Source organism: Reichenbachiella faecimaris (assembly GCF_900176375.1).
Classification (GTDB): domain Bacteria; phylum Bacteroidota; class Bacteroidia; order Cytophagales; family Cyclobacteriaceae; genus Reichenbachiella; species Reichenbachiella faecimaris.
This window is the reverse complement of record NZ_FWYF01000002.1, coordinates 251,950-277,729: the sequence shown is the minus strand read 5'-3', so window position 1 is coordinate 277,729 and position 25,780 is coordinate 251,950. Positions and strand designations below refer to the sequence as shown.

The window sequence follows — 25,780 nt, the reverse complement described above, 5'->3', positions numbered from 1 at the left end:
TCTAATGAAATTTCCTAACAAGTGATACGCCAGTCATCCAGTTGTAGTGATCATTGTTTTGCACATAATACATGTTTCTGCGACCACTGAAACCCAATTCTGTAGTTAACCGATATTGGTTGAATATTCTGGTGTATTTGACGATTCCTGACCATTCCTGATCGTGACGATTATTGTCCAGAATGCTTTCCATAAAATAGTCGTCGTCGAATCGAATTCGCTGTCCTGTGATAGACATCATTCCCAGATTCCAAATAAAGGAGACACTAAATGCGTCAGTGTTCGAGCCAGGACCAATACCACCTCCAGCTATAAGCTGCCCATTTTGTGTATATCCCTGTTGTACATAAGTATGTGAATACCATCGGTTATAACCCCTATAAGTGTTTGATTTGGAACGATCTAATGTGCTATGTTCGTAACTCAGTTTTAACAATTTGTCCCTATTTAGTTCTACCAATTTGACCGCGCCCATGGTATAGCCACGTCCATGCTCAGGTTCCAAGCCCACCAGGCTCCCTCCAAAATCATTTTTGGCGAACTCGAAATAGGTTTGAAACCCAACTTCAGTGAAAGCCCACTCTATAGTAATAGAACCCATTTGATCATACTCGTCGTTGCCAGTTTGTGGATTGCTGTTGTTTGGCGGGTTAAATCTCCATAAGATGATACTCAAATCTGTTGCATCAAATTCTTCCCCTTTTTTGTACAGTACCCTATTCAGGCCAATACACAAATCGGGGAGAAAACTTGGCCTGAAACCAAAAGCTGCCCCTGACCAATATCTTTGATTGTTTTTTGAATTGTTGTCGAAATAATTGGACTCTGAAAGCACGCCCCAATAAAAGCTCAATTCTACATCTCCTAAGGGAGTGGATACTGGGTGATGGGTGCCAAGTTCTACACGTGGGATTCCAGCAGCATTGTTTCCCATGAGGATAGGTGCAAATTGGGATGGCCCCCATACCATATTTTGAGTAGAAATACCAAAAGTAAACCAGTCCAAAACCATTCTTATTTCTGATTGACCAAGGTTAAATTTTGTAAACGGATGCGCTCCAAAGCGCTGGACGAAATCTATTTTTTGATTGACAAACTGATAATTATATGGATCGTTTTGCCCCATAGTAGGGGCAAGCGAATAAGGACTATTCTGAGAATAATAAATCAGTGGAGCAAAAGTGTACTTCACTATGCCATGTTTACCAGTAAATCCCCCTTGTAGACTCACAGTTAGTCCCTTACCTTTCCAAAGGGGGCCATCTCTATAGCTACGTGAATAGTCTGAATTAAAGAAAACGGAAGTTTTGAAGGGTAATAAATGAAAATATCTGTTTTCAGAAGTGATTTGAGTGAGCTGATCACTCCATGGGTTCCAACCCAGACTGTCTACCTTATACTGGGTGATCATTGTTGGGTGGATGTTGAGACGCTTGATCATAGCAACATTTTTTAGCTCTACTATATCATAATAGTCAGATAGAGCGTCGTCAGGATACAAGACCTGCCCAAAGACATATTCAGCATTGACCAATAATAGGAACAATAAAAACTTGGTTTTCATGAGCAGGAGTATCCTTTAATATGGATAAAATTCGCTCTTTGTAATGAAAACTAAAGCGCTAGAAAAGAGAGGTAACTAAAAGGTAATCAGGATAATACTATGATAACAGATCAATTTTGGATGTCTTATCAGTTATCGCCTGGAATTTTTAGTATAGATCACAAGTGCAGCACTGATGATCACTAGATTTTTCATGATGTATTGACCTACCATACTGAACCCAAATGGCGGATGTGTAAAAATTTGTTCTGGAAAGAAAATTATGGGAGAGAAAGTCCCTCCCATATGAACAAGTAATCCCCAAATCACATATTTGGATTTGATTCTTAATATCAGCGCTAAGCCAATGAGTAGCTCTCCACTTGCGAGAATCCACAACATCACTTGTTTATCAAAAAACTGTAGAGTCAGGAGGTCTAGGGTATCAGCGGCTAGTATTTCAGCAGGGCTGTAGTTTGGAATAAATTTTAACAGGCCAAACCACAAATAGATCAATCCGATGGAAGCTTCCAGTAGCACTAGACCATACTTGTCCGCAAGGACGAAAAGGCGATCATCTATTTTCTCTGATATTTCCTTCACACTCATGACGCTAAGTTTATATGGTTTCTTTCCTTTCGCCAATCAGGTTGAGGTATTTTTTGTAGATGTCCCTGGCTACATTTCTACCTAAGTTCAATCCTTCAATATTGTCGGCCTGGATGTGATAACCACCCATGACTCTAGAGATGCCAGCCATCTCACCTGCTTTAGTAAATGTTGGGAAATGTAATGTCACTGTATCTCCCAGGTTGTTTGGTTCGGTCAGGATACCTGGTACCAAATCAACTGAGGTTCCGAAATTGTCATCTCCTTTATACAGTTTAAGTACTTCTGCACATCCACCACTGATGGTGCTGTGGCCTGAAACATAACTAGGGAATGGTGGACATAGGAAAGTTTCGGGCGAATAAGGTCGCCATTGTTCGCCTTTCATTTCTGTCATACCGACTTCTGGCCCTCCCCATGCTTTGATCACTTGATCTTGGTAATAATCGTGTACCAAGGCGTATGGTCTGGCATAGTCATAAAACATTTTTGAATCCCAACAGGCAATAAATCCATCCATGGCTACTGCTTCTACCAGGAAGTACATTTTGACATCTTCATCAAGTGTATGATTGTCGCGGATAGATACATTTTGAGCAAAGATCAACCAATGACCTGCTTGCTGAACTGAACTTGGACCATCTCTCATAAATTCTACTAAGGCACGATTTTCATCAGTGAGATTGGCTTGTAAATCAATCACTTCTTTGACTTCTTTTTCCAGTTGCTCAGAGCCAACCATTGGAGGAGGTCCTGGGCGAAATTGACTTGATGAGTCTAACATCAATGGTTTTACCAATTGCCAGTAGGGCGTCAAGCAGCTTGGTGCAAATTTGCCTCCCTTGCCGTCGGAGAAGTACTTGGGCTGCCATCTGTTGATGTCCACATTTTTGTCTACTGTATTTACTGGAGCATATTCTGTGTAGTCATAGTACGGCTTGCCCATTTCACCAGAAAGTTCTCCGTACTGATTTGACCCATCTCCTTTTCTTCCTTCTATTACGGCCCTGGCTGCCAAGTTGCCAATACCAACAGGCGTTGTAGGATCTAAGGACATGTCATCAGGGTCAAGTCCAAGCTCCACCATAAATTCTCTGTACATTGTAGAATCTGAATAATAATATTCGGACATAGCTCTGTAAGCAGCATAGCTGATGGCTATTTCTTTGTTGCGCGTGGTGAGTTCAGCTGCAGGTCGTCTATCGACGTCTGTTAGATAGAGGGGTGTGGCTTTTTCATCGTATCGCGTCCAGGCGTCAAAAATGGAAGTGAAAATCAAGCCCAAAAACCTACTGGTTATTGTTGGTCTTGGCTTAAACATGTCGGTATCATTGGCGGTAGCTTTTAGGGCCATTTGCCCCCATTGATAAGCTACATTTTCTTTGCCTCTTGGCTCTTCTTTTTTTTCAGTTGTGGTCTGACCTGGGCTACACGCCGTGGTCAAAAAAGCGATAAGTATCGCAAAATGCATTAATCGATTCATATTACTTGTTTTACTTGTTCGTTCATTAATATCATTCCTTCTCATCATTCCAGCTTGGAACAAAGTCCCTCAACATATCTTGGCCATGTTTTTTGCCAAAGCGATAGGTAAATGTGAAGTTCAATAGGTAATCTGCGAAGGCTGCGTCTCCATTTCTGTATTCCCCTGTTTCAGCCGTTATTTGTTTGTCCGAATAGCTTTGTACTCTATTTCTTACTATTGCAAAGGGGATGCTTGCATTGACAGCAAAATTATTTTTGCTATATGCGAGACCTGGTTCTACAGATATGGCGTATCCTGGTCGTCTATATCCTGCACTACCACCTATTAGATCATCAGATGGGACACCTTCTAATCGGCCACCTGCATAAAGGCTAAAGCCATGGATCTTGGTGTTGTAGAATGAGCCTACTCTTAGAGCAAATTGATCTGGACATGAAAATTCGCTAGAGCCTGATCTGGTGAGAACACCATTGGTTTCTTTTGGATTCAACAAATAAAAGAGATTAGAAGTCAGTACAATTTTTTCAGAGAGGATGTGATAACCTTGTATATCTAGTGTAATGCCTGTGCCACCATCTCCAGGCTGAATAGATTGATCCACCACAGTATATCGCGTTTCATCCTTATTGTCACCCTGATTATGAAAGTTGTCTTTGTAGTTGTAGCTGCCTGTTGGCAGTTTCAATCCAAGCCCCACAGCGTAATTGAATTTTTTGCCTTTAGCAGGATCTACCAACCAATACCCAATACCCATTCGAATGTCAGATAATCCGCGGGCAGAGGTTTCGTTTCTATCACCCAGACCATTTGGAGGATTGCCGCCATGCTCGTACATGGATGAGCGATTATGATAAGTAATCGGAACAGTAACCGTGCCGTACAGTCTGTCTGTAATGCCGTAGGTCAGTGAAATGTCCAAAAAATAGCTTTTATTGATTACTTCTGTACCATTTTCTATGCGGTCTTTTTCTTCATGGTTTCCACGAAAATGCCGAAAAGATTTGAAGTAGCGAAATCCAGTATTGGCGAAAAATTCACCTTTTGAGGTGCCGAATGTATTGGATAATCCAGAGGAGCATCCACTAAACCCTCTAATTGCTACACAGCCCTGGGCAGTAGATTTAAAAGAGCAGATAGTTAATACGGCCAGTATGACAATACTTTTAGCTTTCATGTTTTGTTTTTTGTAATTGAAAATTAAAACTCAGCTTTGGGTTAGTATTGCTAAATCAATGATAGTTCATAAGACAGTTGAATTATATCCTAAAGGATGAAATGGCTATCTTGGCGGATGAAACTGACTAATGAAAGGATAAGATATGCACTGCCTGATTGTAGATGACGACCCCTTGATTTGTGACTTATTGGAGCACTTTTGTTCCAAAGTTGATTTTGTATCGAATGTTACTGTAACCAACAGTGGCTTTGAGTCTATTAACTTGATTAGCCAAAATCAGTTTGATGTTATTCTGCTGGACTATAATCTTCCTGATATTACTGGAAAAGAGATACTCCAGACTGTGGGGCTGGGCACCTTTGTCATCATGATTACGGCCAATCGTGATTTTGCTTCAGAGTCTTATGACTATGAGCAGATTGTTGATTTCTTAGTTAAACCCATCGATTTTGCTCGTTTTTTCAAAGGCATGCAGAAAGTTCAAAAACAGAGTCACCCGTCTACCCATGATACAGATCAGATTTTTGTCAAGGATGGAAATAAATTGGTTAAAGTGGACTTGAAACAAGTCAAGTACATTAAATCGGCAGCTAACTATGCCGAGTTGGTATTTGAGGAAAGGAAGTTACTCACGCTGATGACACTTACTGAGTTGGCCGAAAAATTGCCCAATTACTTTCAACGAGTTCAGCGATCCTATATCGTAAATGTCAATCACATTGATAGTATTGCCAGTGGAGATGTGCAAGTAGGTCAAGAAGAAATTTCTATTAGTGACCTTTATGAAAAGGAGTTACTGAACAAGATAAAATTGCTAAAGTAGTCGTAATTCATTCCTGAAATAACTCAAGTTGTATTGCAATAGCTTTTTAAGCTCTGAGCGTTTCTGATCATCTAAATTCACTAGCTGATTAGGTATATGCTCATTCAATTTGTGCAATGCTAGGCTTCTGATATGAGTAATAAGCTTGTGCTTAATGGCTATCCACTCTGTTTCATCTTGATTCTCAAAAGCTTGATCTATTCTTACCACATAGGCTTCAAATTCAGAAATGAGTAACGAAAGGAATTTCTTAATCTTGGTCTTGTCCTGATCGTATTGTGCATAGTTAGTGGCCAATTGAGGCTGGTCAAAAATAGACTTGCCTAGCAGAAGAATTGCCAAATCCATCATCTGATCCAAGTCGTAAGGCTTTTGTAGATAGTAGTGGCTGATGAGTTGCATCTGAGGTTCCTCCAGGGCAGACATCACAATGATAGGAATGTCGTGTTTCTCTTTGATGGAAACAAGTTTGCTGCTCACATCCACACTTTCCAGCATCAAGTCGCTAATGATCAGGTCAGGCATTTGTTTTTCAATGAACTGTTGGGCATACGCCCAATTGTTGGTTTGCTCTAATTCCACATTTGGAGATTGTATCAATTGGTTGATCAGGAGTCTGGCTGATTCGTCGTCTTCAATATGAAGAATCGTCATGGTTTTGTCAATATCTGACAACGAAAGGTGGTCAACCATGACGGATGAATTGGTAGCCCGTTCTTCAGCAATGAGCAAGGGGAGCTTTACTGTAAATATGGAGCCCATCTCCATTTCTGATTTCACTAATAACTCTCCAGCAAACAGATCAACCAATTGTTTTACAATGGAGAGACCAAGTCCAAAGCCTTCTGTTGAAGATTGACTTGGTTCTTCTTGATAGAAACGCTCTCTTATTTTCTTCAAATTTTCGGGCAGAATGCCCTTTCCCGTGTCTGCAATTTTAATTTCCAATGTACGGCTACGCTCTACATTTACGTCAATGGTCACTTTTCCGGAGTCGGTAAACTTGATGGCGTTGACGATCAGGTTAGTAATGATTTGAGTAAAACGTAAGGCATCTGTTTGATACCAATTTTCTTTGAGTTCAGCATCGATTTTTAGCTCAAACCCGAGACCTTTATTGATTGCATCAAATCTGTAACTGGCGTGAATATCAGAAAGCAATTCGGAAATCTTGGCAGGCTTGTACTTCAAATGCACCCGTCCTTCCAAAAGTTTTTGATGGTCTAGAATATCATGCATCAATCCAGCCAATGACTGCGCACTTCTATGAATGGCATCTACGATTGGTTCTTGTTTAGGATTTGGTTTATTCTTTTTTATGAGTTGGGTCAAGCCCAATATAGCATTGAGGGGTGTTCTCAATTCATGACTCATGTTTTGTAAGAATTCATCCTTTTCTTTTATGGCTTTTTGTTCCTTGTCCAGTGCGCATTTCAAATCATCCATCTGCTGGCTAATTCTGGCTTTCATAGTCATAAAAGTTCGGGTGAGTACACCCAACTCGTCTTTCCTGTTTTCAGAGAACTTGATAGTGGGCATGGATGCCTGATCATAACTGCCAATCGCCTCTGTGATCGACCCAATTCTCAAAGCCAGAATTCGAATGAATATCACTGCAATAACGAGTGCTGCCAATGCCACTATTGGGATAATTTGATAACTGTATTTTTTAATATAAAGCACACTACTTAGGGCAATATTTTCTTTTAGAAAGGCCAAAAGAAATATCTGATGCTTACCATTTGAATAGGCAATAGATTTGATCTCTGATAAGAATATATTCCCTTTCTTGCTCTTTAGGGTTTCAAATCGACTGGAATCAGTGTGCAAAGTCGAAAATGGAATGGCAAAATCCGCATCAAACCTTTCATAACTTTTAAGTTGTTTACTAAAACATTTGGTCATGTCAGAAGCAAATAAGTACTGCCCATATTGATCTATAAGCATCAATTCTATACCTGATGTCATGATGTTTTTGAGGCTCGTGTAGAAATTTCTGAGATCCAAATTGATAACAACCATATGAGTTGGCGTTTGAGCTGTATTGTAAACCAGACTGACAGCCCTAATCGTTGGGGTCAGAGAAGGGCTTACTACACCAAATTCTTCATTTAAGCTGATGAGAGAAAAGTAAAACTCACTTGGCTTTAAGTTTAAGGCTTCTTGAAAATAGGGGCGATCACGCTTGTTTTGAAGCTTATTCTTTCTGGTAGGGATAACTTCATTGCCTTTTTTGTCTAATCTTATAATTTCTTGTCCTTCTTCTATTAAGCTAATCAGTCTGACTTGAAAGTAATTAGGTTTATTCTTTAAGGTGACATAAAAAAGGTGTTCAATTTCTGTTTGGAGGGTGGGTGTTGGGGCATCAGCATAGGCCTGTAGTTTGGCATTTTCGGCCATAATCGAGATGTCATTTTCGACTTCAGATAGCAAAGAGTAAAAGGCCTGCTCCGCAAGGTTAGAACTGTGTGCAATTCTCTCTTGACTAAAGGTGCCAATGATGGCTGAGGCCCTATTATAGATGAGAAACCCAGAAACAAATATGGCCAAGATGATCAGTCCAATAAAAAAAAGACCAAATCTAGTGACGATAGAATTCCAAATTTTTACTTTCCCTGATGCCATAAATCAATTAGTAAAGCTAAAGCTAGATAAATTTACGGAACAGCCATGAATTGCTTTTTTTGAAAGGACTTATTTGATGGAGTTCAGTAGGGATTGAATTGTTTTTTTTACTTCCTCTTTTGTGGGCTGATCAGTTAATTGTCCTAGGTCATTGATTTTCCCTTTGACTCCTTGAATAAGAAGTTTGCTTTCAGGCTCTACAAGAACCTCAAGTGTAGTCATAATTAAATTTAATGCTTCAAATGCTTTTTGACCAGAAGCAGCTGCTACAATCAGTGCCACTGGTTTTTCTGAAAGCAATGTGGTTGAAACCAGCCACTCAATCGCATTTTTTAAACTTCCAGGCAAACTAAAAACGTATTCGGGTGTACAGACTATGATACCGTCAGCAGCCTCAATCTTCGTTCGAAAATCAATTATGGCCTGTGGAGGGTTGTCGCCATCTAGATCAGGGTTGAAATGGGGCAACTGATCCAGGTCATTGAATAATTCTAATTCAATCAGATTTGAGAATTGTTCGGCAACGTATCGCAAAAGTGCCTTGCTTGAGGATTTTTTTCTTGTACTTCCCGAAATGGCAAAAATCTTTTGCATCTCTATAAAGTTGGGGTTCCATCTGCTAAATACAACTCACGCAAACTAAAGGCAGAAGGCGAGGAGCCTTGCTGCTCCAATTGATCCAATTTGTTTTTGGCTAGTGCCAAGCTCGGCACCTGTCCTTTTTCAACCCACCAGAGTACAACCTGATGACTGTCCATTTTTTCAGACCATTTCTTTCTACTTTTTAAAAAGTAGCTATGCACGGTGTCATAGGTGTATGATCTGAGAGATTCATAATCTTCCCATACGGACATGTTTACAAAAATTGAGGGGTCCTCAAAGGGTGTTTCTACCTCTATGGCCGCATCACCATTTTCATCTTTGAATCGCCAGACGAATCCAGGGCTTTCTTCTGCCAGTAGATTGACAGGAGCCAGAAAATCTCTAAACTCCTTCATCATGGGGTTATCAAGATCTGCTTTCAGTTTGGTGATATTGAATTGGGCAAGGTGGTATTTAATATTGCTCATAGGTAATTAGCATGTGAAGTTATTAAATACGCTGAGTGATATGACTGGTTGAGAATAATTCATGAGCAATCTTCATGATGACCATTAGCCCTTTTGATTCCTAATAAAATGCGTCCTCAAAATGCTCAATTTTGAATTGTGCATCTATAGCAATAATGTCAAATCGTATATGGCCTTGCCAATTCATTTGAGAAATATAGTGTTCGGCTCCCTCTATGATAGATCGCTTTTGATTGGTAGAAACAAAATCTTCGGGATGACCAAATTGGCTTGAGCTACGATATTTTACTTCTACAAATACTAATGTATTTTTCAAAGTCAATATCAAGTCTATTTCAGACCGCTTGTGTCTGTAATTTCTTTCATTTAGCGAATACCCCTTATTCAGTAAAAAAAGTAGGGCATGCTCTTCGGCCTTTTGGCCAATGTATTTAGTGGGTCGGTTAGCGTGCAATGTGATAGGGTTTTGTTGAGCTAATCTATATACAAAGCAGGATTTTTCATTTATCAGCTGGTAAATACTATTGAATGACATCTAAAAAATGAGATATTTCAGTAGATGATTTTCACTATTTACCCAGTTAGATTGAATGAAACTATAGTGATTGTTGAAATCGATAGAAATTTCATAAAAATCAACAACTGAGTTGATGAGTTTTGCAAATAATTCAATTTTAGGGTAAAAAAATAACGAGATATGTAATAATTCACGTAAATATTGAAATATTAGGTATAAAAAATACGTAGTAATACGTAAAAACACTACTTTAGCATCTCAACAGCATTAAAACACCCCCAGAAAGTTTGAATTTTCAGCTAAACAACGAAATTCAGTTGTTTTTTTGACCAATACCTAACTGAGCTGCATAATTCAAGGAGAAAAGCTTGAAAGTCAAAGGTTGACTTTCATGAGGAAAACAATTTAGAACTAAAAATTACATGCTATGATTAATCTGTTGACGAATGTAGTGCAAGACTCAGTCGCGGTAATGGAAGCTCCAGCTGCCGTAGTTGCTGAAGTTCCCGCTGAAGTAACTGCCGCTGTAGCGGACGCTGCTGCTGCTGGTGCTACTGCACTATTCACTGCCAATAACATTTGGATGATGTTGGCAACAGCTTTAGTGTTTATTATGCACTTGGGCTTCGCGGGCGTTGAGGCTGGTTTTGGCCAGTCAAAAAACACCGTAAACATCCTATTTAAAAATACTATTACACCGATCATTGGTTTGATTACCTACTTGATTTGTGGATTCAACTTGATGTATCCAGGTGATTTTGGAATCATTGATGGTGTGCTTGGATTTGCAGGGTTTGGTTTGGACGCTGGCGACGGTGCTTCAATCGACTATGCAGGTGGAGGATACACCTATTGGACAGATTTCTTATTCCAAGGCATGTTTGCCGCTACTGCTGCTACTATCGTATCTGGAGCGATTGCAGAAAGAGTAAAGCTTTCTAGTTACATGATCTTTACGTTACTCTATGTAGGTATTGTATACCCAATCTTAGGTAGCTGGAAATGGGGAGCAGGATTCCTTGATGCTGCTGGATTCTATGATTTCGCAGGTTCTACACTCGTTCACTCTGTAGGTGGATGGGGTGCTTTGGCTGGAATCATTGTGATTGGGCCAAGACTAGGAAAATATGTAGATGGTAAAGTAATTGACAAGCCAGGTACTTCAGTGCCACTAGCCGTAATTGGCGTGTTCCTACTTTGGTTAGGGTGGTTTGGTTTCAACGGAGGATCTGTTCTTTCTGCTGATCCAGATTTAGTGTCATTTGTATTGGTTACTACTTGTATGGCTGCTTGTACGGGTGGACTATTTGGCTTCTTGACCGCTTATGCAGTGTTCAAAAGAATGGATTTGGGTATGGTGCTCAACGGCATCTTGGCTGGTCTTGTAGGAATCACTGCAGGTGCTGACGTGATCTCTGTAAACAACTCATTGATAGTTGGGGCAGTAGCTGGTATCATTGTCGTCCTTTCAGCTATTACACTTGATAAATTCAAGCTGGATGATGTAGTAGGAGCTGTTTCAGTTCACTTGTCATGTGGAATATGGGGTACACTAGCTGTGGGAATCTTCTCAATGAACCCAGAGCATTCTTTTGCAACTCAACTTTATGGTGTAGCGATGTATGCTATTGCTGCATTCCCAATTGCCTTCATCTTGTTCTTTGTATTGAAGAAAACTGTAGGGGTGAGAGTGTCGGAACAACACGAAACAGAAGGTCTCGATACACACGAACACGGTATCAGAGGATATACAATCGTTTACGACGAATAATAAAAAATGCCTGCTGGGTATGTCTGCTAACATGCTCCAGCAGGTCTTAATATCACAAATCTGTATAACAAATTTATGAACCAAAACACAAATTTAATCATGAAGAAATTTCTATCTATTGTTATGGTAACAATTTTGAGCTTATCATATAATAATACTTTCGCACAAGAGGAAGAATCAAGTGCACCAGCATTATCAATTTCTGGTAGTGCAGATGCCTATTATAGAGCAGTATTGAGTGGTGGAACTAACGATGCCAGTGACGGATCATCTTTGGCTCCTTCTACTTCATTTGCAAACCAGACTGGTTTTGCTCTAGGAATGGCCAATGTAATATTAGGCCTGGAAGGCGAAAAGTCAGGATTCGTTGCCGATCTTGTATTCGGGCCAAGAGGAACTGACGCAGTATTTGGATCTACGACAGCTTCTTCCAGTATCGTTAATCAACTATATGCTTACTGGAATGTAAGTGAGGCGGTGACGTTGACAATTGGTAACTTCAACACCTTTTTAGGGTACGAGGTAATCTCTCCAACAGCCAACTATAATTACTCAACTTCTTATATGTTTTCTTATGGGCCATTCTCGCATTCTGGTCTGAAAGCAGATATCACCTTAGGTGAAGCGTCTTTGATGTTGGCGGTATTGAATCCAACGGATGCTACAGACTACAATCCAACTGGAGATTATTTCTTTGGTGCTCAGCTTGGATTTGGAGGAGCATACCTAAACACTATTTTGGGGGATGATTTCTACCAAGTCGATTTAACAGCTGGATGGGATTTGACTGATGCGATTTACTTAGGAGTAAACGCTACTAAAGCTAAGGACAACTTTACTGGAGCGGCACTTTATGTGCAAAATTCCTTCTCTGATGATTTCTCTTTGGGAATCAGAGGTGAGTACTTCAAAGATGAAGGAGTGGGTGCAATAGCATTGGATGAAAATGTGATTGATTTGACATTGTCTGCCAATTATTCAGTAGGGGCATTGACAATCATACCAGAATTCAGAATGGACATGTTGTCTTATGACGGATTCGTAGAGGATAACGATGGATGGGATTTGACAGATCCTGATGATCCATTTTTGATCAACCCAACGTTGAGTAAAAGCCTGTCATCATTTACGCTGGCAGCGGTATATGCGTTCTAAGAAAATCTAGGATTTAGCTTTTGCCGGGGTGCTCTCGAGGGTGCCTTGGCAAATCTTTTAAACTAGTGCTGAGTCATCTGGTTTTTAGAAGCGCAAAGTGAAATAGAATTAAAGTAAAACAGTAAAAGCTAAAATTTAAGTAAAATGGCAAAAGCAAAGTTAGAGTACATTTGGTTGGATGGATATAAGCCAACACAAAGTCTAAGAAGCAAAACTAAAATCGTAGGAGACTTCGATGGGAAGCTAGAAAGCTGCCCAATGTGGTCATTCGACGGAAGTTCTACCGAGCAAGCAGAAGGAGGTTCTTCTGACTGTTTGTTGAAACCTGTAGCGATCTTCTCAGATCCTGACAGAAAAAATGCATTCCTCGTAATGACTGAGGTATTAAATGCAGATGGTAGCTCACACGAAAGTAACGGACGTGCGACTATTGACGATGATGATAATGATTTCTGGTTCGGATTCGAGCAAGAGTATTTCTTGATTGACAACAATACCGGCAAGCCTTTAGGTTTCCCAGAAGCTGGTTACCCAAGACCACAAGGACCCTACTATTGCTCTGTAGGAGCAAGCAACGCTTATGGTAGAGAAATCATAGAGGAGCATTTAGACCTTTGCCTTGAGGCAGGTGTGAATGTAGAAGGAATTAACGCTGAAGTAGCAGCCGGACAATGGGAATTCCAAGTGTTCGCTAAAGGTGCTGCTGAAGCTGGTGACCACGTTTGGATCGGAAGATACTTGCTAGAAAGAACTGCTGAGAAGTACGGAGTTTCTATCGAGTGGAGACCTAAACCTATCAAAGGTGACTGGAATGGATCTGGTATGCATGCTAACTTCTCCAACTCAACGTTGAGAACATGTGGATCTAAAGAAACTTATTCTACAATTTGTGAGGCTTTTGCTCCTTTCGTAAAAGAGCACATCGAAGTATACGGTGCTGAGAATGATCAAAGATTGACTGGTGCTCACGAGACACAGTCTATAGACAAGTTCAGCTTTGGGGTATCTGATAGAGGTGCTTCTATTCGTATTCCAATCGCTACAGTAGAGAATGGCTGGAAAGGATGGTTGGAAGACAGAAGACCAGCTTCTAATGGAGATCCTTATAAAATCGCAGCTAGAATTATCAAAACTGTAAAAACAGCTAAAGTTGCTGACGCAGTAACTGCATAAGAAAGTTTATTTCAAATTGACAAAAGGGAGACTCATTTTTGGGGTTCCCTTTTTTTGTGTCTTTACTTTGAAAATGACGGTAAGCCGAAAGAAAGCGCGAAAGATCAACTAAATCATCAGGAAAGTGGCAGAACAGCTCAGCAGTATGATCATCAAAATCACTACGAAATGTTTCATTATTTCTTGAATTAGTTACATATAAGACAAGCAATAATGAGGCCACCCTCAAATTTCTTTTCTCAAAATTTCTAATGGGCTCTTTTTGAGAACTGGTCTTATATTGAATAATCCAATGATAACTGTGCCTAAAGTGACGGCAACAAATATCAAAACGGTGTAGTAAGTACTGAATAGAAAGTCGTTTTCAAATACAAACTCTGCAAGTAAGTAGCTGAATGTATGGGCCAGAAAAAGCCCAGCTAATGAGGCAATGGCACCCAAGGCAAAATACTCAATACAAGTAATCCAAAATATCTGATAAGAGCGCGCCCCAATCGTTCTGAGTAGCACACTTTCCTGTACCCGTTGTGTTTTGCTGAGCACCACAGAACCAGCCAATACAATCAAACCTGTAAGCACACTAAACCCTGCCATAAAGTTGATAGCGAAAGAGACTTTGTTGAGTACTTCTTCTACCGTTTTAATGATCAACTCAAGGTCTATAATAGATACATTGGGAAACAAACGCACAACCGCCTGTTGAAATCTGGCTGAGACATCTGTTTTATCCACTTTAGTTACAAGTACATGAAACTGTGGCGCTTGCTCCAATACACCAGTCGGGAAAACGATCAGAAAGTTGGTCTGCACCCTTCGCCAATCTACTTTCCTGAAACTTCCAATATACGTTTTGATCAATGCCCCCTGCACATTGAATAGCAGTTCGTCCCCAATTTTCCATTTTCGTCCTTCGGCAAATCCTTCTGAGACAGAAACGAAAATTGAGTCATCAGCTGATTCTACTCTTGATTGTAATTTGCCTTCAGCCAGAGTTTCTGAGTTGATCAATGAATCGCGAAAGGTCACACGATACTCTCTGTTGAAGACCCAACTTGGAATCTCTAGTGTAGAGTCCCTTTCAGCTGCTTTCTTATTGATACCATTAATTGCTTTGAGCCGCATCGTGACGATGGGTACATCTTGCGCAACTGGTAGATCATAGTCCAGAACTAACGTTTTCAATTCTTCTTTTTGCTTTGTTTGGATGTCAAACAGCACCATATTCGGACGCTCATCAGCACCAGTGAGTGTGATTTGCTCGACTAAAATGAATCTAGAAAAAAGAAGGGTAGAAATGAGAACAGCACAGATGCCAATAGTCAAAAGTAGAATTGTACTTTGATTATTTGGTCTATGCAAATTCGCAATACCCTGTTTTACCAAAAAGGAGGACGTCTTAGCTGACACCTTTCTGGCTGCAGCCATCAAACCTTTGGCTATTAGAGCCAACAGGCCAAAGGTGACGGCTAGACCTCCTACAAAAATCAATGACTGTTTCCATTCACCAATTTGGAAATAGGCAAATCCAAGAAGGAAAAAGATCAGAGTTGTGAATACAATAAAAGAAGCCTTACTTATTTTGGACTCATTTGACTCAAAAGTCGCACGGATAGACTGTAAAGGTGAAATTTTGCCCAACCTAATTAAAGGAAGTAGTGCGAATAGTATGGCGATGATTAGTCCTAATAAAATGCCTTCAAGAATGACTGTACCAAATATTTTGGGTTCGAAGGAAAACGGTAAAATTTCGCCCAGTAGCTTTGGTAAATAATACTGAAGTCCCAGACCAAGTCCAGTACCTATCATGGATCCAATCAGTCCCATAAACAATACCTGATAGAGATAAATATAAAAGGCCTGTTTGCTTTTGACTCCCAGACAGCGAAGGATAGCTACTGATTGATTTTTTTCTTTGAGATAGATATGAACTGCTCCTGCTACTCCAATACTTCCTAGTAGGAGTGCTATAAAGGCTGCCAAATTTAAGAAGATGGACATATTGGCGAAAGCTTCACTGGTGTCTTTTTTGCGCTCCTCTACTGTTTCACTTCTCAATTCCAGTTCTTTCAAACGATCGTCATAAGTGGCGATGATATCGTCAGCAGTAGCTTCAGTTGGATATTTGTAAAATTTTGAAAAGGTGACCCTGCTGCCTTTTTTTATCAATCCGGAAGCAAAGGCATTGCTTTCAGATATATAAACCACTGGTGCGATAGAAGTGGACACACCACTTTGACCAGGTACATTTTTTAGTTTACCTCTGATTTCTAAACTCAAACTCCCGATTCTTACCTCGTCACCCAACTCTACATTGAATTGCAGCATGAGCTTTTCATCCACCAGGGCATAAGGACCATTGGTCAAATCACCAGCTGCCCAATGTGGTTCGGTTTCGATTTTCCCATAATATGGATAAAATCCCCGAATTCCTCGAACCTGAACCAGCCTGGTGCCATCTGTTCGTGGGAAATAGACCATAGACCCAAATCGGGTTTGGCTTGACCTTTCTTCCCCAAGGGAATCCAATAGATCATATTGCTCTCTGGTAAATGGTTTGTTGCTATAAATTTCTAAATCTGCACCTAAGAGAGTTTTGGCTTGTAGCTGAATCTCTTCATCCAAATTTCTTTTAAAAGAATTGATGGCCACCAATGCGGCTATGCCAATGGCAATAGAGGTGGTAAACAAGAAAAGCTTGGATCTACTTCTTCTGCTGTCTCGCCAAGCCATTTTTAACAACCAGCTACGTGAATATTTTTTGACACTTACCGAAATTTTAGTGTCCATATCAGCTGGCAATAGAGGCTTTCAACGAAGATTCCATCATCTTGCCACCCTTGAGATGGATCACATGATCCGTTTTTTGAGCCAATTCAGCATCGTGAGTAACCAGGACGAGAGCAGTGCCCTTTTCTCTATTTAGACTGAATAGCAAGTCCTCAATTTTTTGACCCGTTTCTTCGTCTAAGTTGCCTGTGGGCTCATCTGCAAAAAGTATTTTGGGCTCGTTAGAAAAAGCTCTGGCTATGGCCACACGTTGCTGTTCTCCACCTGATAGTTGTGAAGGATAGTGATCTATGCGTTCAGCCAGCCCTACCTGTTTAAGCAGGTTTTTGGCAACAGATTCAGCACCTTTGTCACCACGTAGCTCCAGGGGCACCATCACATTTTCAAGGGCTGAAAGGGTAGGGATCAACTGGAAATTCTGAAAGATAAAACCCACATGCTCATTACGAACTTGTGCACGGTCATCTTCACTCAAACTATTCAATTTAATTTGGTTGATTTCTACATTTCCGGCATCAGATTGATCTAATCCCGCTGCCAGTCCCAAAAGTGTGGTTTTTCCACTACCTGATGGCCCCACGATAGCTAGGGATTCTCCAGCTTGAATGGAGAAACTGATATCATGGAGTACTTGTAGCGATTTAGATCCGCTTTGGTAAGTTTTTGAAAGTCCCTCGACCTTAAGAATTGTAGACATGTAATCTGATGTTTCCGAATTTTACGGAAAGTAATGCCAGAAGTTTATGAATGCAAGCGAAGAGATTGAGATGATTATCTTTTCCAAAGTTTCGATCTTTGGAAAAGATGTCCAATATTAATTAAAATTCATATCACGATTAAGCTCGTATGACTCTTCAAGCCACTGTACGAATTTATTCTTTTCGTCTACCAGTATCGTCTGAGGTTTGATTTCTTGATCTGTCAATTCGTAGCCCATGATGATGATTTCTTCTCCCTCTTTGATCAGGTGCGCTGCTGCACCATTCATGCAAATGGCTCCAGAACCTCTTGGCCCTTCGATCACGTAAGTTTCCAATCGTGACCCGGAAGTGTTGCTTACGATTTGCACTTTCTCACCTTTTCTCAACCCCACCAAATCGATAAGGTCTCTATCAATAGTGATACTGCCCACATAGTTGAGATTCGCTTCGGTTACTACCGCTTTGTGAATCTTCGATCTCATGATCCATCTCATACGCTTCTTGACTTTAATGTTGCACCGCGAAATTAAATAATTTTCAGGCCACTTAAATCTAACCCTGCAAAATTAGGGGTTTTTACCTAAACTTGATTAGGATCAAAAAGGTTTGGAATATGAGAAATTCCTAAGGTTAAAATTTTCATCCTTTTTTGTCAAATAACTATCTTGTATCTTCTAAAAACTTCAAAATATGAAAATCACCATTTTTTCTACTCTACTAGCTCTTTTAAGTTTTTCTTCATTTGCTCAGGCTCCGCGTGAATTTGAGATGAAAGACGGAGATACCACTTATGTAATGAAACAATACTTCATGGGATTTCTCATGCGAGTTCCTGATAAACCAGAATTGGATTCTGCCAAAGTGATGGAAATACAACTAGCACATCAGAATTATATGAGTGAAAATGCTAAAACAGGTGCTTTGCTTGTGGCAGGTCCTTTTGGTGACGATGGAGATATGCGTGGCATTGTGATATACGATGTGGCCACCAAAGCTGAAGCTGATAGTATCATCAGTAACGATCCAGCAGTGAAAGCTGGTCGGCTGGCTATTGATGTCAAACCGTGGTGGGCGGCGAAGGGGTCTACCTTGAAATAAATAATTCTTAATCGCGCTATCCATCTGTACTAACCTAATACTTATGAAATTAAGCTTTGTAAGCTTGCTGATACTTAGTAGCCTCTCCTCACTTGCCCAAGAATATTATATTCAAGTCCAAAATGCGCAATCTGGTAACCCTATTCCATACGCGCACATATCTAGTAGTGACAAACTAGTAACCATTACTGATCATTTTGGGCGAGCCAGGATTCCTCGCAGCTCTGATGTCAGTTATAAGATATCATGCATCGGGTACAGATTATTGACTTTCAGTGACCAATTGTTGTCTGTGGATGAAATGACAATTATCAAGCTAAACCCTGATGAAAAAATACTTGATGCTGTCACCATCACACCTACCACATTAGAAGATATGATAAAGGAGGTATATGACAATATCCCAAATGCTTATATAACTAATCCACATTTGCTGAAAGGGGAGTTGATAGAACAGTATATGGATACCTTGGGTCATGCCAATATTAACTCTTGTGCCAAAATACAAGTGCAGAAAGAGTCCTATACAAGACAGCATAAGAAAGGAGAGGTAAAAATTGATTCCTTATCAAGAATATATGATGTAATTAGTCCACTTTATACCCAAATCCATGCGGGAGCTCACATTCCTCATCGATTTGATTTTGTGATGAAGCGTGAAGAATTTATTAATCCTTTGACCTTCAATAAGTACAATTATGAATACTTGGGAGAATTTGAACTTAATGAGAGTTTGGTGGATGTGATTGGCTTCGAGCCAAATCCCAAGTCCCTAATAGAAGGTCAGTTTGCCGGGAAAATATATCTGGATATGAAAGAAAAAGTGTTTCTCAAGGGCGAGTATCATTATACCCAAACGGGAATATTTAGCAACCCAGAGTCTCGTTGGGTAGATCGACGGCAATTCATTACTGAATACAAACCTAGCGAAAATGGCTGGTACTTTGCCTATACATGGGACGAGGCAGTTCGGGAAAGCGACAATTTTTTATTGAGTCAATATTTCAAAACCAAGTCTATTGACTACGATACGGCAGTGAATTGGGGATATGAGGAAAAAATTCATTTTCATGATATTGTAGAAAAGGAGCCAGCAGATACATTAATCGTTAACAATGAAATGCAACTAAGTGACTCTATTCCACAAGTAGCGTTTATCAGAACTTCAACTGGATATTATAGATTCTTGTCCAAAATTGAAGCTGGTTATGGAATCAAGTTTTATAGCCTAAACCCAGCCTCTATTCATGCGAATGGTGTAGTCGATTATCAAGGAAATTCTTTGTTGATTGATGAAAGTACATCCATGCAAACTATCGATATTGGACTTTATTATTTTGTTAGATACCAACTAAAACAAAACGTATTCTTCCAATTCGGATATGCAGAAAATTTCTGGAATGATACTCAAAAGCGAAATTGGGACTTAGGCATGTTGTATAGGTTGTCCTTAAAGTCTTTGCGTCCATCAAATCTCAATGTGAAGGTCAGTTATACTCAGTTTGTCAGCCAGTTTCGGTTCGATAAACGGGCTGGACTAGAACCATATTTTCAGCAAAGACACCACGGCATTTTAGGAGGATTGGGTTATGAAATTCGATTGAATGGACTGTTCAAATTGGGTCTTGAATACAACTACTTTCATTACATAAACACAAATGAAAAGTTCTATTTAAAAGAGAAGTATGGTCTGTTCAATTTGTTTAGTAAGAAGCATGACTACGATTCTGACTTGGTAGGCTGGGAGGTAAACGGTGAATCTCAATCCTTGCCAGTAAATATATTCGATAATCATTCGTTTGACCTTACACTTATTATCGCCCTTGATCGGTAATTGAGTTATCAATAAATTCCTATCTTCGGAGAATGAACAGGTCAGTTATACTCATTAGTATGTTTTTCTTGTGGAGTTGCCATCCAGAAAAGAAGCAAGAATCATCAACCCCAAAATCTGCTTCTACCAAAGTTGGATCTGAAACAAAAGATGCTAACAAGAAAACCATTCTTTTCTTTGGCAATAGTATTACGGCTGGATATCAGCTAGACTTGTCAGAAGCTTTTCCAGCCTTGATTCAGGAGCGTCTAGATTCATTGGGTTTGGATTACCTTACCGTAAATGCTGGCCTAAGTGGAGAGACTACAGCCAGTGGCAATTCACGGGTGGAATGGGTGATGAAAAATGCCATGGATATTTTCGTGCTTGAGCTGGGTGCTAATGACGGATTGAGGGGGATCAGTACTGAAGAAACAAAGAAAAACCTTGAAGCTATTATCGAAAAGGTACGAAAGAAATACCCAGACTGTAAAATACTATTGGCTGGTATGATGATTCCACCAAATATGGGACAGGAGTATTCAGAAAGTTTTCAAAAAATATATCCAGACTTAGCTAAGAAATTCAACATTCCTCTGATTCCATTTTTGTTAGAAGGTGTAGCAGGTGTCCCTGAATTAAACTTAGAGGATGGCATTCACCCTACACCAGAAGGGCATCAAATACTTGCCGAAAATGTATGGAGTCAATTGGCTCCTATACTATAATCACAACCCAAAATATGTTTGAACTTTTAAAATCCCTTGAGAATTTTTTCAATATTGCCGTCAGCTATGTCTGGGGTTTGCCACTGCTGGTTTTGCTTTTAGGCGGAGGTTTATTCTTTACATTATATGCTCGCTTCCTTCCTTTTCGTTATTTCAAACATGGCATCAACGTGCTACGAGGAAAGTACGATGACCCTGAAGAAAAGGGTGAAATCAGTCACTTTCAGGCCTTGTCTGGTCACTTGGCAGCCACAGTCGGCATGGGCAATATCAGTGGTGTGGCATTGGCCATTGTGGCTGGGGGACCAGGTGCAATATTCTGGATGTGGGTAAGTGCTCTATTGGGTATAACCACTAAATTTTTTACATGCTCTTTGGCTGTGATGTATAGAGGCAAAGATAGCCTTGGAGATTTGCAAGGCGGTCCCATGTATGTGATTAGAGAGGGCATGCCAAAAATATGGAAACCACTTGCCGCCTTCTTTTGTATCGCAGGACTCTTTGGTGCAACACCTATTTTTCAAGCCAATCAGATAGTACAAGTTACCAAAGATGTAGTGCTGAAACCCATGGGGTGGATGGGGCAAAATGAGTTGATGGTAAATATTGGAATTGGGCTAATCATCACCTTTTTTACTGCACTGGTTATTTTCGGAGGGCTCAAAAGGATCGCTGATGTAGCTTCTAAACTGGTGCCAGCCATGGTGGTAGTCTATGGACTGAGCGTAGTTCTGATTATGCTGATTAATGCTGGATCAGTCGTGGAAAACTTCTTTCTGATTTTCGAAGATGCTTTTACAGCAAATGCAGTGCTGGGAGGAGCAGTGGGTGCAGTAATTATAGAAGGAGCCAAGCGAGCGGCCTTCTCCAATGAAGCTGGGATAGGTACTGCGCCCATGATGCATGGAGCAGCCAAAACGAACGAACCCATTCGTGAAGGATTGGTGGCCATGCTAGGGCCAGTAGTAGACACACTGATCGTGTGTACCATGACGGGGCTGTGTATACTTTCTACTGGTGTATGGCAAGCTGGTGGCAATGATGGCATTTCACTTACAGCACAGGCATTTGAGCAATCCATCCCTGTGGTAGGACATTATATTTTATTTATTCCAGTCTTGATTTTTGCATTTACCACGGTTTTCGGAATGGCATATTATGGTAAAAAATGTTTCTCTTATCTATTTGGAGCAGAGCATGGTTATTTATTCAACTATTGGTATGTAGCCATCATTGTGATCGGATCCGTTTGGTCGCTAAATGGCGTAGTGAATCTGATCTTTGTGATGTATGGGCTGATGGCGATTCCTACTATGGTTTCGGCAATTTATCTGTCTCCAAAAGTGCTGAAGGAGGCAAAAAGGTATTTCGCTGATTTGAATGAATAATTAAAAGTGATTAATGAATATTTGAACTAATGTCATTAATCATTATTTCATTTTTCACTATTTCTTTAATTATCACCTCGGCGTGTATTCTTGAATTTTCTATAAACCATTTATTGGTTTGCAAACCGCCGCAAATGACTCCAGCTAAGTAAATACCCTTGACATTGGTTTCCATGGTTTCGGGATTGTGAGCTGGTGTTTGCATTTCGTCCGATTCGATTTTCACGCCCATTGATTTTAGGAAGGTAAAATTAGGTTGATATCCAGTCATGGCCAGTACGAAATCATTGGCCAATGTTTTTGAGCCCTTGGACGTTTGAATGTCCACTTCCTTTTCGCGGATTTCAGTAATTGACGAATCGAAATAGGCCAAAATGGAAGATTCTTTGATCCTATTCTCAATATCAGGCTTTACCCAATATTTTACCCTTGGATTAATCTCAGGTTCGCGCACGACCATAGTGACTTCAGCTCCTTTTCGATAGGTCTCCAAGGCTACATCCACTGCTGAATTGGCTGCACCCACTACAATGATCTTTTGACCGAAATAGGGATGAGGTTCATCATAGTAGTGTTTTACTTTGGGTAGATGCTCACCAGGCACATTTAATAAGAATGGCAAGTCATAAAATCCAGTGGCAATTATCAGGTTCCTTGCGATGTAAGTGGTTTTTTCTGAAAGGATTTCAAAATATTCACCTTTCATTACTTCTTGAACGCCTTCATACAAATTCACATTCAGTTCCCATGAGGTGGTTACTCGTCTGTAATACTCTAATGCTTCTGCTCTTGTAGGTTTATTATTGTGAGAGATGAAAGGTACTCCCCCAATTTCGAGTTTATCCGAAGTAGAGAAGAAAGTCATATTCATGGGGTAATTGTAGAGCGAATTTACCAGACAACCCTTCTCTAAAATCTGATAAGTAAGGTTGTTCTTTTTTGCTTCTATACCACAAGCCAGGCCGATAGGGCCAGCACCAATAATCACTACATCTAATTTATCACTCATATTTCGAATTTATGGATTGAAAGAATAGACGCCCAAAGGAGTGATGCAGTAATCCATTGGGATGTCATGTGGTTCGGTAAACGGGATTTCATCTAGTGGAGGTGCCAGACTTAGTCCTACCTTCACACAGTCTTTAGAGCATTCAGTCAAAAATCGATCATAATACCCTGCTCCATAGCCCACACGCTGACCTAAGCGATCAAACACGATCAGTGGGATAAGAACTACATCCAAATCTTTGGGTAGTACAATGGTGCCATTTTGAGGTTCAGGAATTCCGTATTTACTTTCTTTCAGTTGTTTATAATCTTCAAACAGATAGTGGGTTAGCTCATTGCTAGTAGTACTGCATCTGGAAACTACAATTTGTTTGCTTTTAGATTTGAGCCACTCGATTAGAGGCCAAGTGTTTACTTCCTTGTTTTTCTCGATAGACAAAAAAGAATGAACCATTGAACTGGTGTGCCCATCAAAGAATTTGTGGAAATGATAGAGCAATCTCGCGTTCTTCTTATCAAAGTCCCTGGCTCCGAGCATCTTTCTTTTACGCAAATAAACAGTGCGATACTTTTTCTTGTCGATAATGGGAGTAGACTGACTCATATCCCGAAATTAATACATATCCATAGAGGCATATATTTCGAGACGGTTATTTTTGATAAAATAGTTGTGACTTTTTAGATGATGTAGGATTATAACTACAAAGATTAATTCATTGGATACACATACAAACCGTAATGATTGGGATGAAGAAGAGGCAATGATAGCCAGAGCAAAGACAGACTTGCTTTTCTTCGAACCCATCTACAACAAGTATTATGAAGTAATCTTCAGATATATCCATAGAAAAACGGACGATGAAGACTTGGCCGCGGATTTAACCTCTAAGGTTTTTATGAATGCTATGCATTCGTTGGACAAGTTTGAGTTTAGGGGTGTTCCTTTTGGTGCTTGGCTTTATCGTATTGCTACAAATGAAACGAACAGGCACTTTCGTGACAATAAGAGACGGCTCTTGAGTTTGGAAGACCAGAAGGTGAGTTTGGTAATGACTTGTAGCGAACTGGATGAGGTTGACATGGAGCAAAAGCAAAGAGTGCTGGCCGAGTTGATCAGTGAACTGGAGGACGAAGAGATTAGAATATTGGAATTGAAATTCTTTGAAACCAAGAATTTCAAAGAAATAGCCTTCATTTTGGATAAAAAAGAAAGTGCTGTAAAAATGAAAATGTATCGATCACTCGATAAATTGAAGAGGCGATATGAAAAAATGAATAAGGGGAACAATGACTAGATACGATATCAGATTGAGGAGAAAGGCATTGAGTAAAGGTCAGATTCAGAGGCACATGGATTTCAAAGGGCTTTATCCTAATGAACCAAAAGAGAGCGGTAAAGGTCGCTGGTTTAGGATATTGGCGATTGTGCTAGCAGCTTTAGCTATTGGTGCAATGATGTATGCTGGTATCAAGCGAATTGAAGAAAGGCCAGCACCTACCCAACAAGAAGATGTAGATATTTTTGATGAATTCAAAACCGAATAAATAGAAGACAAAAGACTCGCCCGGGATAGTCTTAGTTCTGATTCGCCAAAGTGGTGAATGTATTACTAACATAAATTCAATAATCATGGAATTAAGAAAAAATCCAAAGATCGATTTGGAACGGAAGAGGAATGCCTTTTTTAATATAGGGCTAGCGACCAGTCTGATGCTTGTCATATCCGCCTTTGAGTGGCGGTTTTATGGGGATGGAGGTTTGGTTAATCTCGGCGAAATAGATGATGATTTTGAGGAAATCATGGAAATACCGCAAACGCTGCAGCCCCCTCCACCACCCCCAGTAGTGGTGCTGCCGAAGATAGTTGAGGTGCCGGATGAGGAAGAGATCGAAGAAGATGTCAAGTCAATTATTGATGTTGAAATAAATGAAGATGATACTTTCGAAGATCCAATTTTTGACGAGCCATTACCACCAGAAATAGTTGAGGAGGTATTGATATTCGTTGAGTCAATGCCAGAACCTATTGGTGGTATGTCGACCTTTTACAAACATGTGGCCAAACAAATGAAGTACCCCAATCAGGCCAGACGTATGGGCATAGAAGGCAAAGTATATGTACAGTTTGTGATTGATAAAAACGGGAAGCTCACGGAAGTACAGGCCATCAAAGGTATAGGAGCTGGTTGTGATGAAGAAGCAGTCCGTGTAATTAAAAATGCCCCGGATTGGTCACCAGGTAAGCAAAGGGGTCAGCCAGTAAAGGTTCGAATGATACTTCCAGTCACTTTTAAACTAGGCTAATAA

24 protein-coding genes are annotated in these 25,780 nt (G+C 40.1%); 11 read left to right on the top strand and 13 right to left on the bottom strand.

Going from position 1 to position 25,780, the window contains the following annotated elements:
* Position 1: 1 nt before the first annotated feature.
* The 4 genes from B9A58_RS09010 to B9A58_RS08995 all read right to left on the bottom strand — a co-directional run bounded on the left by B9A58_RS09010 (position 2) and on the right by B9A58_RS08995 (position 4,812).
* Positions 2-1,564, bottom strand: coding sequence for a capsule assembly Wzi family protein (locus tag B9A58_RS09010; protein WP_084372491.1), 1,563 nt, complete (start codon positions 1,562-1,564; stop codon positions 2-4).
* Between the two features lie 132 nt (positions 1,565-1,696).
* The gene (locus tag B9A58_RS09005; protein WP_084372489.1) at positions 1,697-2,152 is read right to left on the bottom strand and encodes a doxx family protein; all 456 of its coding nucleotides are present in this window, start codon (positions 2,150-2,152) and stop codon (positions 1,697-1,699) included.
* Between the two features lie 10 nt (positions 2,153-2,162).
* Positions 2,163-3,635, bottom strand: a complete 1,473-nt coding sequence (locus B9A58_RS09000; RefSeq protein ID WP_084373190.1) for a vanadium-dependent haloperoxidase — start codon at positions 3,633-3,635, stop codon at positions 2,163-2,165.
* A gap of 31 nt (positions 3,636-3,666) precedes the next feature.
* Positions 3,667-4,812 carry a transporter gene (locus B9A58_RS08995; protein WP_084372487.1) on the bottom strand — a complete coding sequence of 382 codons (1,146 nt, stop codon included), beginning with the start codon at positions 4,810-4,812 and terminating at the stop codon, positions 3,667-3,669.
* A 145-nt stretch (positions 4,813-4,957) separates the two neighbouring features.
* On the opposite strand from B9A58_RS08995, the gene B9A58_RS08990 reads away from it, so the two are divergent.
* Positions 4,958-5,638, top strand: coding sequence for a LytR/AlgR family response regulator transcription factor (locus tag B9A58_RS08990; protein ID WP_084372485.1), 681 nt, complete (start codon positions 4,958-4,960; stop codon positions 5,636-5,638).
* On the opposite strand, the gene B9A58_RS08985 is transcribed toward B9A58_RS08990, so the two are convergent.
* From B9A58_RS08985 to B9A58_RS08970, 4 genes are all read right to left on the bottom strand, one after another.
* A complete protein-coding gene (locus tag B9A58_RS08985) occupies positions 5,630-8,263 on the bottom strand; it encodes a hybrid sensor histidine kinase/response regulator (RefSeq protein ID WP_084372483.1) in 2,634 nt (877 codons plus the stop codon). The genes B9A58_RS08990 and B9A58_RS08985 overlap by 9 nt on opposite strands.
* Before the next feature lie 69 nt (positions 8,264-8,332).
* Positions 8,333-8,857, bottom strand: coding sequence for an NADPH-dependent FMN reductase (locus B9A58_RS08980; protein WP_084372481.1), 525 nt, complete (start codon positions 8,855-8,857; stop codon positions 8,333-8,335).
* A gap of 2 nt (positions 8,858-8,859) precedes the next feature.
* Complete coding sequence (locus tag B9A58_RS08975; RefSeq protein WP_084372479.1) at positions 8,860-9,333, bottom strand: DUF3291 domain-containing protein; 474 nt, start codon at positions 9,331-9,333, stop codon at positions 8,860-8,862.
* Between the two features lie 100 nt (positions 9,334-9,433).
* The gene (locus tag B9A58_RS08970) at positions 9,434-9,868 is read right to left on the bottom strand and encodes a YraN family protein (RefSeq protein ID WP_084372477.1); all 435 of its coding nucleotides are present in this window, start codon (positions 9,866-9,868) and stop codon (positions 9,434-9,436) included.
* Between the two features lie 409 nt (positions 9,869-10,277).
* On the opposite strand from B9A58_RS08970, the gene B9A58_RS08965 reads away from it, so the two are divergent.
* From B9A58_RS08965 to B9A58_RS08955, 3 genes are all read left to right on the top strand, one after another.
* Positions 10,278-11,621: an ammonium transporter gene (locus tag B9A58_RS08965; RefSeq protein WP_245827046.1), complete on the top strand. Its 1,344-nt coding sequence runs from the start codon at positions 10,278-10,280 to the stop codon at positions 11,619-11,621.
* Positions 11,622-11,720: 99 nt separating this feature from the next.
* A complete protein-coding gene (locus B9A58_RS08960) occupies positions 11,721-12,776 on the top strand; it encodes an outer membrane beta-barrel protein (protein ID WP_139793813.1) in 1,056 nt (351 codons plus the stop codon).
* A gap of 144 nt (positions 12,777-12,920) precedes the next feature.
* Complete coding sequence (locus tag B9A58_RS08955) at positions 12,921-13,949, top strand: glutamine synthetase beta-grasp domain-containing protein (RefSeq protein WP_084372473.1); 1,029 nt, start codon at positions 12,921-12,923, stop codon at positions 13,947-13,949.
* A 225-nt stretch (positions 13,950-14,174) separates the two neighbouring features.
* On the opposite strand, the gene B9A58_RS08950 is transcribed toward B9A58_RS08955, so the two are convergent.
* From B9A58_RS08950 to panD, 3 genes are all read right to left on the bottom strand, one after another.
* Positions 14,175-16,736 (bottom strand): ABC transporter permease, encoded by a 2,562-nt coding sequence (locus tag B9A58_RS08950; RefSeq protein ID WP_245827044.1) that lies wholly within the window; start codon positions 16,734-16,736, stop codon positions 14,175-14,177.
* Position 16,737: 1 nt separating this feature from the next.
* A complete protein-coding gene (locus B9A58_RS08945) occupies positions 16,738-17,433 on the bottom strand; it encodes an ABC transporter ATP-binding protein (RefSeq protein ID WP_084372471.1) in 696 nt (231 codons plus the stop codon).
* 117 nt (positions 17,434-17,550) lie between these two features.
* Positions 17,551-17,931 (bottom strand): aspartate 1-decarboxylase, encoded by a 381-nt coding sequence (gene panD / locus B9A58_RS08940; protein WP_084372469.1) that lies wholly within the window; start codon positions 17,929-17,931, stop codon positions 17,551-17,553.
* A 196-nt stretch (positions 17,932-18,127) separates the two neighbouring features.
* Between panD and B9A58_RS08935 the strand changes: the two genes are divergently transcribed.
* The 4 genes from B9A58_RS08935 to B9A58_RS08920 are packed head-to-tail and all read left to right on the top strand — an operon-like array spanning position 18,128 to position 22,464.
* Positions 18,128-18,535 carry a YciI family protein gene (locus B9A58_RS08935; RefSeq protein WP_084372467.1) on the top strand — a complete coding sequence of 136 codons (408 nt, stop codon included), beginning with the start codon at positions 18,128-18,130 and terminating at the stop codon, positions 18,533-18,535.
* Between the two features lie 43 nt (positions 18,536-18,578).
* Positions 18,579-20,369: a hypothetical protein gene (locus B9A58_RS08930; protein WP_084372465.1), complete on the top strand. Its 1,791-nt coding sequence runs from the start codon at positions 18,579-18,581 to the stop codon at positions 20,367-20,369.
* 32 nt (positions 20,370-20,401) lie between these two features.
* A complete protein-coding gene (locus tag B9A58_RS08925) occupies positions 20,402-21,076 on the top strand; it encodes an arylesterase (RefSeq protein ID WP_084372463.1) in 675 nt (224 codons plus the stop codon).
* 14 nt (positions 21,077-21,090) lie between these two features.
* A complete protein-coding gene (locus B9A58_RS08920) occupies positions 21,091-22,464 on the top strand; it encodes an alanine/glycine:cation symporter family protein (protein ID WP_084372461.1) in 1,374 nt (457 codons plus the stop codon).
* 10 nt (positions 22,465-22,474) lie between these two features.
* Here B9A58_RS08920 and B9A58_RS08915 read toward each other — a convergent pair whose 3' ends face one another.
* Both B9A58_RS08915 and B9A58_RS08910 read right to left on the bottom strand, forming a co-directional pair.
* Positions 22,475-23,473: a YpdA family putative bacillithiol disulfide reductase gene (locus B9A58_RS08915; protein WP_084372459.1), complete on the bottom strand. Its 999-nt coding sequence runs from the start codon at positions 23,471-23,473 to the stop codon at positions 22,475-22,477.
* 9 nt (positions 23,474-23,482) lie between these two features.
* A complete protein-coding gene (locus B9A58_RS08910) occupies positions 23,483-24,076 on the bottom strand; it encodes a 5-formyltetrahydrofolate cyclo-ligase (RefSeq protein ID WP_084372457.1) in 594 nt (197 codons plus the stop codon).
* A gap of 112 nt (positions 24,077-24,188) precedes the next feature.
* On the opposite strand from B9A58_RS08910, the gene B9A58_RS08905 reads away from it, so the two are divergent.
* From B9A58_RS08905 to B9A58_RS08895, 3 genes are all read left to right on the top strand, one after another.
* The gene (locus B9A58_RS08905) at positions 24,189-24,767 is read left to right on the top strand and encodes an RNA polymerase sigma factor (RefSeq protein ID WP_084372455.1); all 579 of its coding nucleotides are present in this window, start codon (positions 24,189-24,191) and stop codon (positions 24,765-24,767) included.
* On the top strand, positions 24,760-25,017 hold the full coding sequence (locus tag B9A58_RS08900; RefSeq protein ID WP_084372453.1) for a hypothetical protein: 258 nt from the start codon (positions 24,760-24,762) through the stop codon (positions 25,015-25,017). The genes B9A58_RS08905 and B9A58_RS08900 overlap by 8 nt, the downstream gene beginning before the upstream one ends.
* A gap of 85 nt (positions 25,018-25,102) precedes the next feature.
* The gene (locus B9A58_RS08895; RefSeq protein ID WP_084372451.1) at positions 25,103-25,777 is read left to right on the top strand and encodes an energy transducer TonB; all 675 of its coding nucleotides are present in this window, start codon (positions 25,103-25,105) and stop codon (positions 25,775-25,777) included.
* Positions 25,778-25,780 lie beyond the last annotated feature (3 nt).

Bases quoted from the DNA above. Each gene is read 5' to 3' on its own strand.
- B9A58_RS09010 (WP_084372491.1), bottom strand. From the start codon at position 1,564: ATGAAAACCAAGTTTTTATTGTTCCTATTATTGGTCAATGCTGAATAT.
- B9A58_RS09005 (WP_084372489.1), bottom strand. From the start codon at position 2,152: ATGAGTGTGAAGGAAATATCAGAGAAAATAGATGATCGCCTTTTCGTC.
- B9A58_RS09000 (WP_084373190.1), bottom strand. From the start codon at position 3,635: ATGAATCGATTAATGCATTTTGCGATACTTATCGCTTTTTTGACCACG.
- B9A58_RS08995 (WP_084372487.1), bottom strand. From the start codon at position 4,812: ATGAAAGCTAAAAGTATTGTCATACTGGCCGTATTAACTATCTGCTCT.
- B9A58_RS08990 (WP_084372485.1), top strand. From the start codon at position 4,958: ATGCACTGCCTGATTGTAGATGACGACCCCTTGATTTGTGACTTATTG.
- B9A58_RS08985 (WP_084372483.1), bottom strand. From the start codon at position 8,263: ATGGCATCAGGGAAAGTAAAAATTTGGAATTCTATCGTCACTAGATTT.
- B9A58_RS08980 (WP_084372481.1), bottom strand. From the start codon at position 8,857: ATGCAAAAGATTTTTGCCATTTCGGGAAGTACAAGAAAAAAATCCTCA.
- B9A58_RS08975 (WP_084372479.1), bottom strand. From the start codon at position 9,333: ATGAGCAATATTAAATACCACCTTGCCCAATTCAATATCACCAAACTG.
- B9A58_RS08970 (WP_084372477.1), bottom strand. From the start codon at position 9,868: ATGTCATTCAATAGTATTTACCAGCTGATAAATGAAAAATCCTGCTTT.
- B9A58_RS08965 (WP_245827046.1), top strand. From the start codon at position 10,278: ATGATTAATCTGTTGACGAATGTAGTGCAAGACTCAGTCGCGGTAATG.
- B9A58_RS08960 (WP_139793813.1), top strand. From the start codon at position 11,721: ATGAAGAAATTTCTATCTATTGTTATGGTAACAATTTTGAGCTTATCA.
- B9A58_RS08955 (WP_084372473.1), top strand. From the start codon at position 12,921: ATGGCAAAAGCAAAGTTAGAGTACATTTGGTTGGATGGATATAAGCCA.
- B9A58_RS08950 (WP_245827044.1), bottom strand. From the start codon at position 16,736: ATGGACACTAAAATTTCGGTAAGTGTCAAAAAATATTCACGTAGCTGG.
- B9A58_RS08945 (WP_084372471.1), bottom strand. From the start codon at position 17,433: ATGTCTACAATTCTTAAGGTCGAGGGACTTTCAAAAACTTACCAAAGC.
- panD (WP_084372469.1), bottom strand. From the start codon at position 17,931: ATGAGATGGATCATGAGATCGAAGATTCACAAAGCGGTAGTAACCGAA.
- B9A58_RS08935 (WP_084372467.1), top strand. From the start codon at position 18,128: ATGAAAATCACCATTTTTTCTACTCTACTAGCTCTTTTAAGTTTTTCT.
- B9A58_RS08930 (WP_084372465.1), top strand. From the start codon at position 18,579: ATGAAATTAAGCTTTGTAAGCTTGCTGATACTTAGTAGCCTCTCCTCA.
- B9A58_RS08925 (WP_084372463.1), top strand. From the start codon at position 20,402: ATGAACAGGTCAGTTATACTCATTAGTATGTTTTTCTTGTGGAGTTGC.
- B9A58_RS08920 (WP_084372461.1), top strand. From the start codon at position 21,091: ATGTTTGAACTTTTAAAATCCCTTGAGAATTTTTTCAATATTGCCGTC.
- B9A58_RS08915 (WP_084372459.1), bottom strand. From the start codon at position 23,473: ATGAGTGATAAATTAGATGTAGTGATTATTGGTGCTGGCCCTATCGGC.
- B9A58_RS08910 (WP_084372457.1), bottom strand. From the start codon at position 24,076: ATGAGTCAGTCTACTCCCATTATCGACAAGAAAAAGTATCGCACTGTT.
- B9A58_RS08900 (WP_084372453.1), top strand. From the start codon at position 24,760: ATGACTAGATACGATATCAGATTGAGGAGAAAGGCATTGAGTAAAGGT.
- B9A58_RS08895 (WP_084372451.1), top strand. From the start codon at position 25,103: ATGGAATTAAGAAAAAATCCAAAGATCGATTTGGAACGGAAGAGGAAT.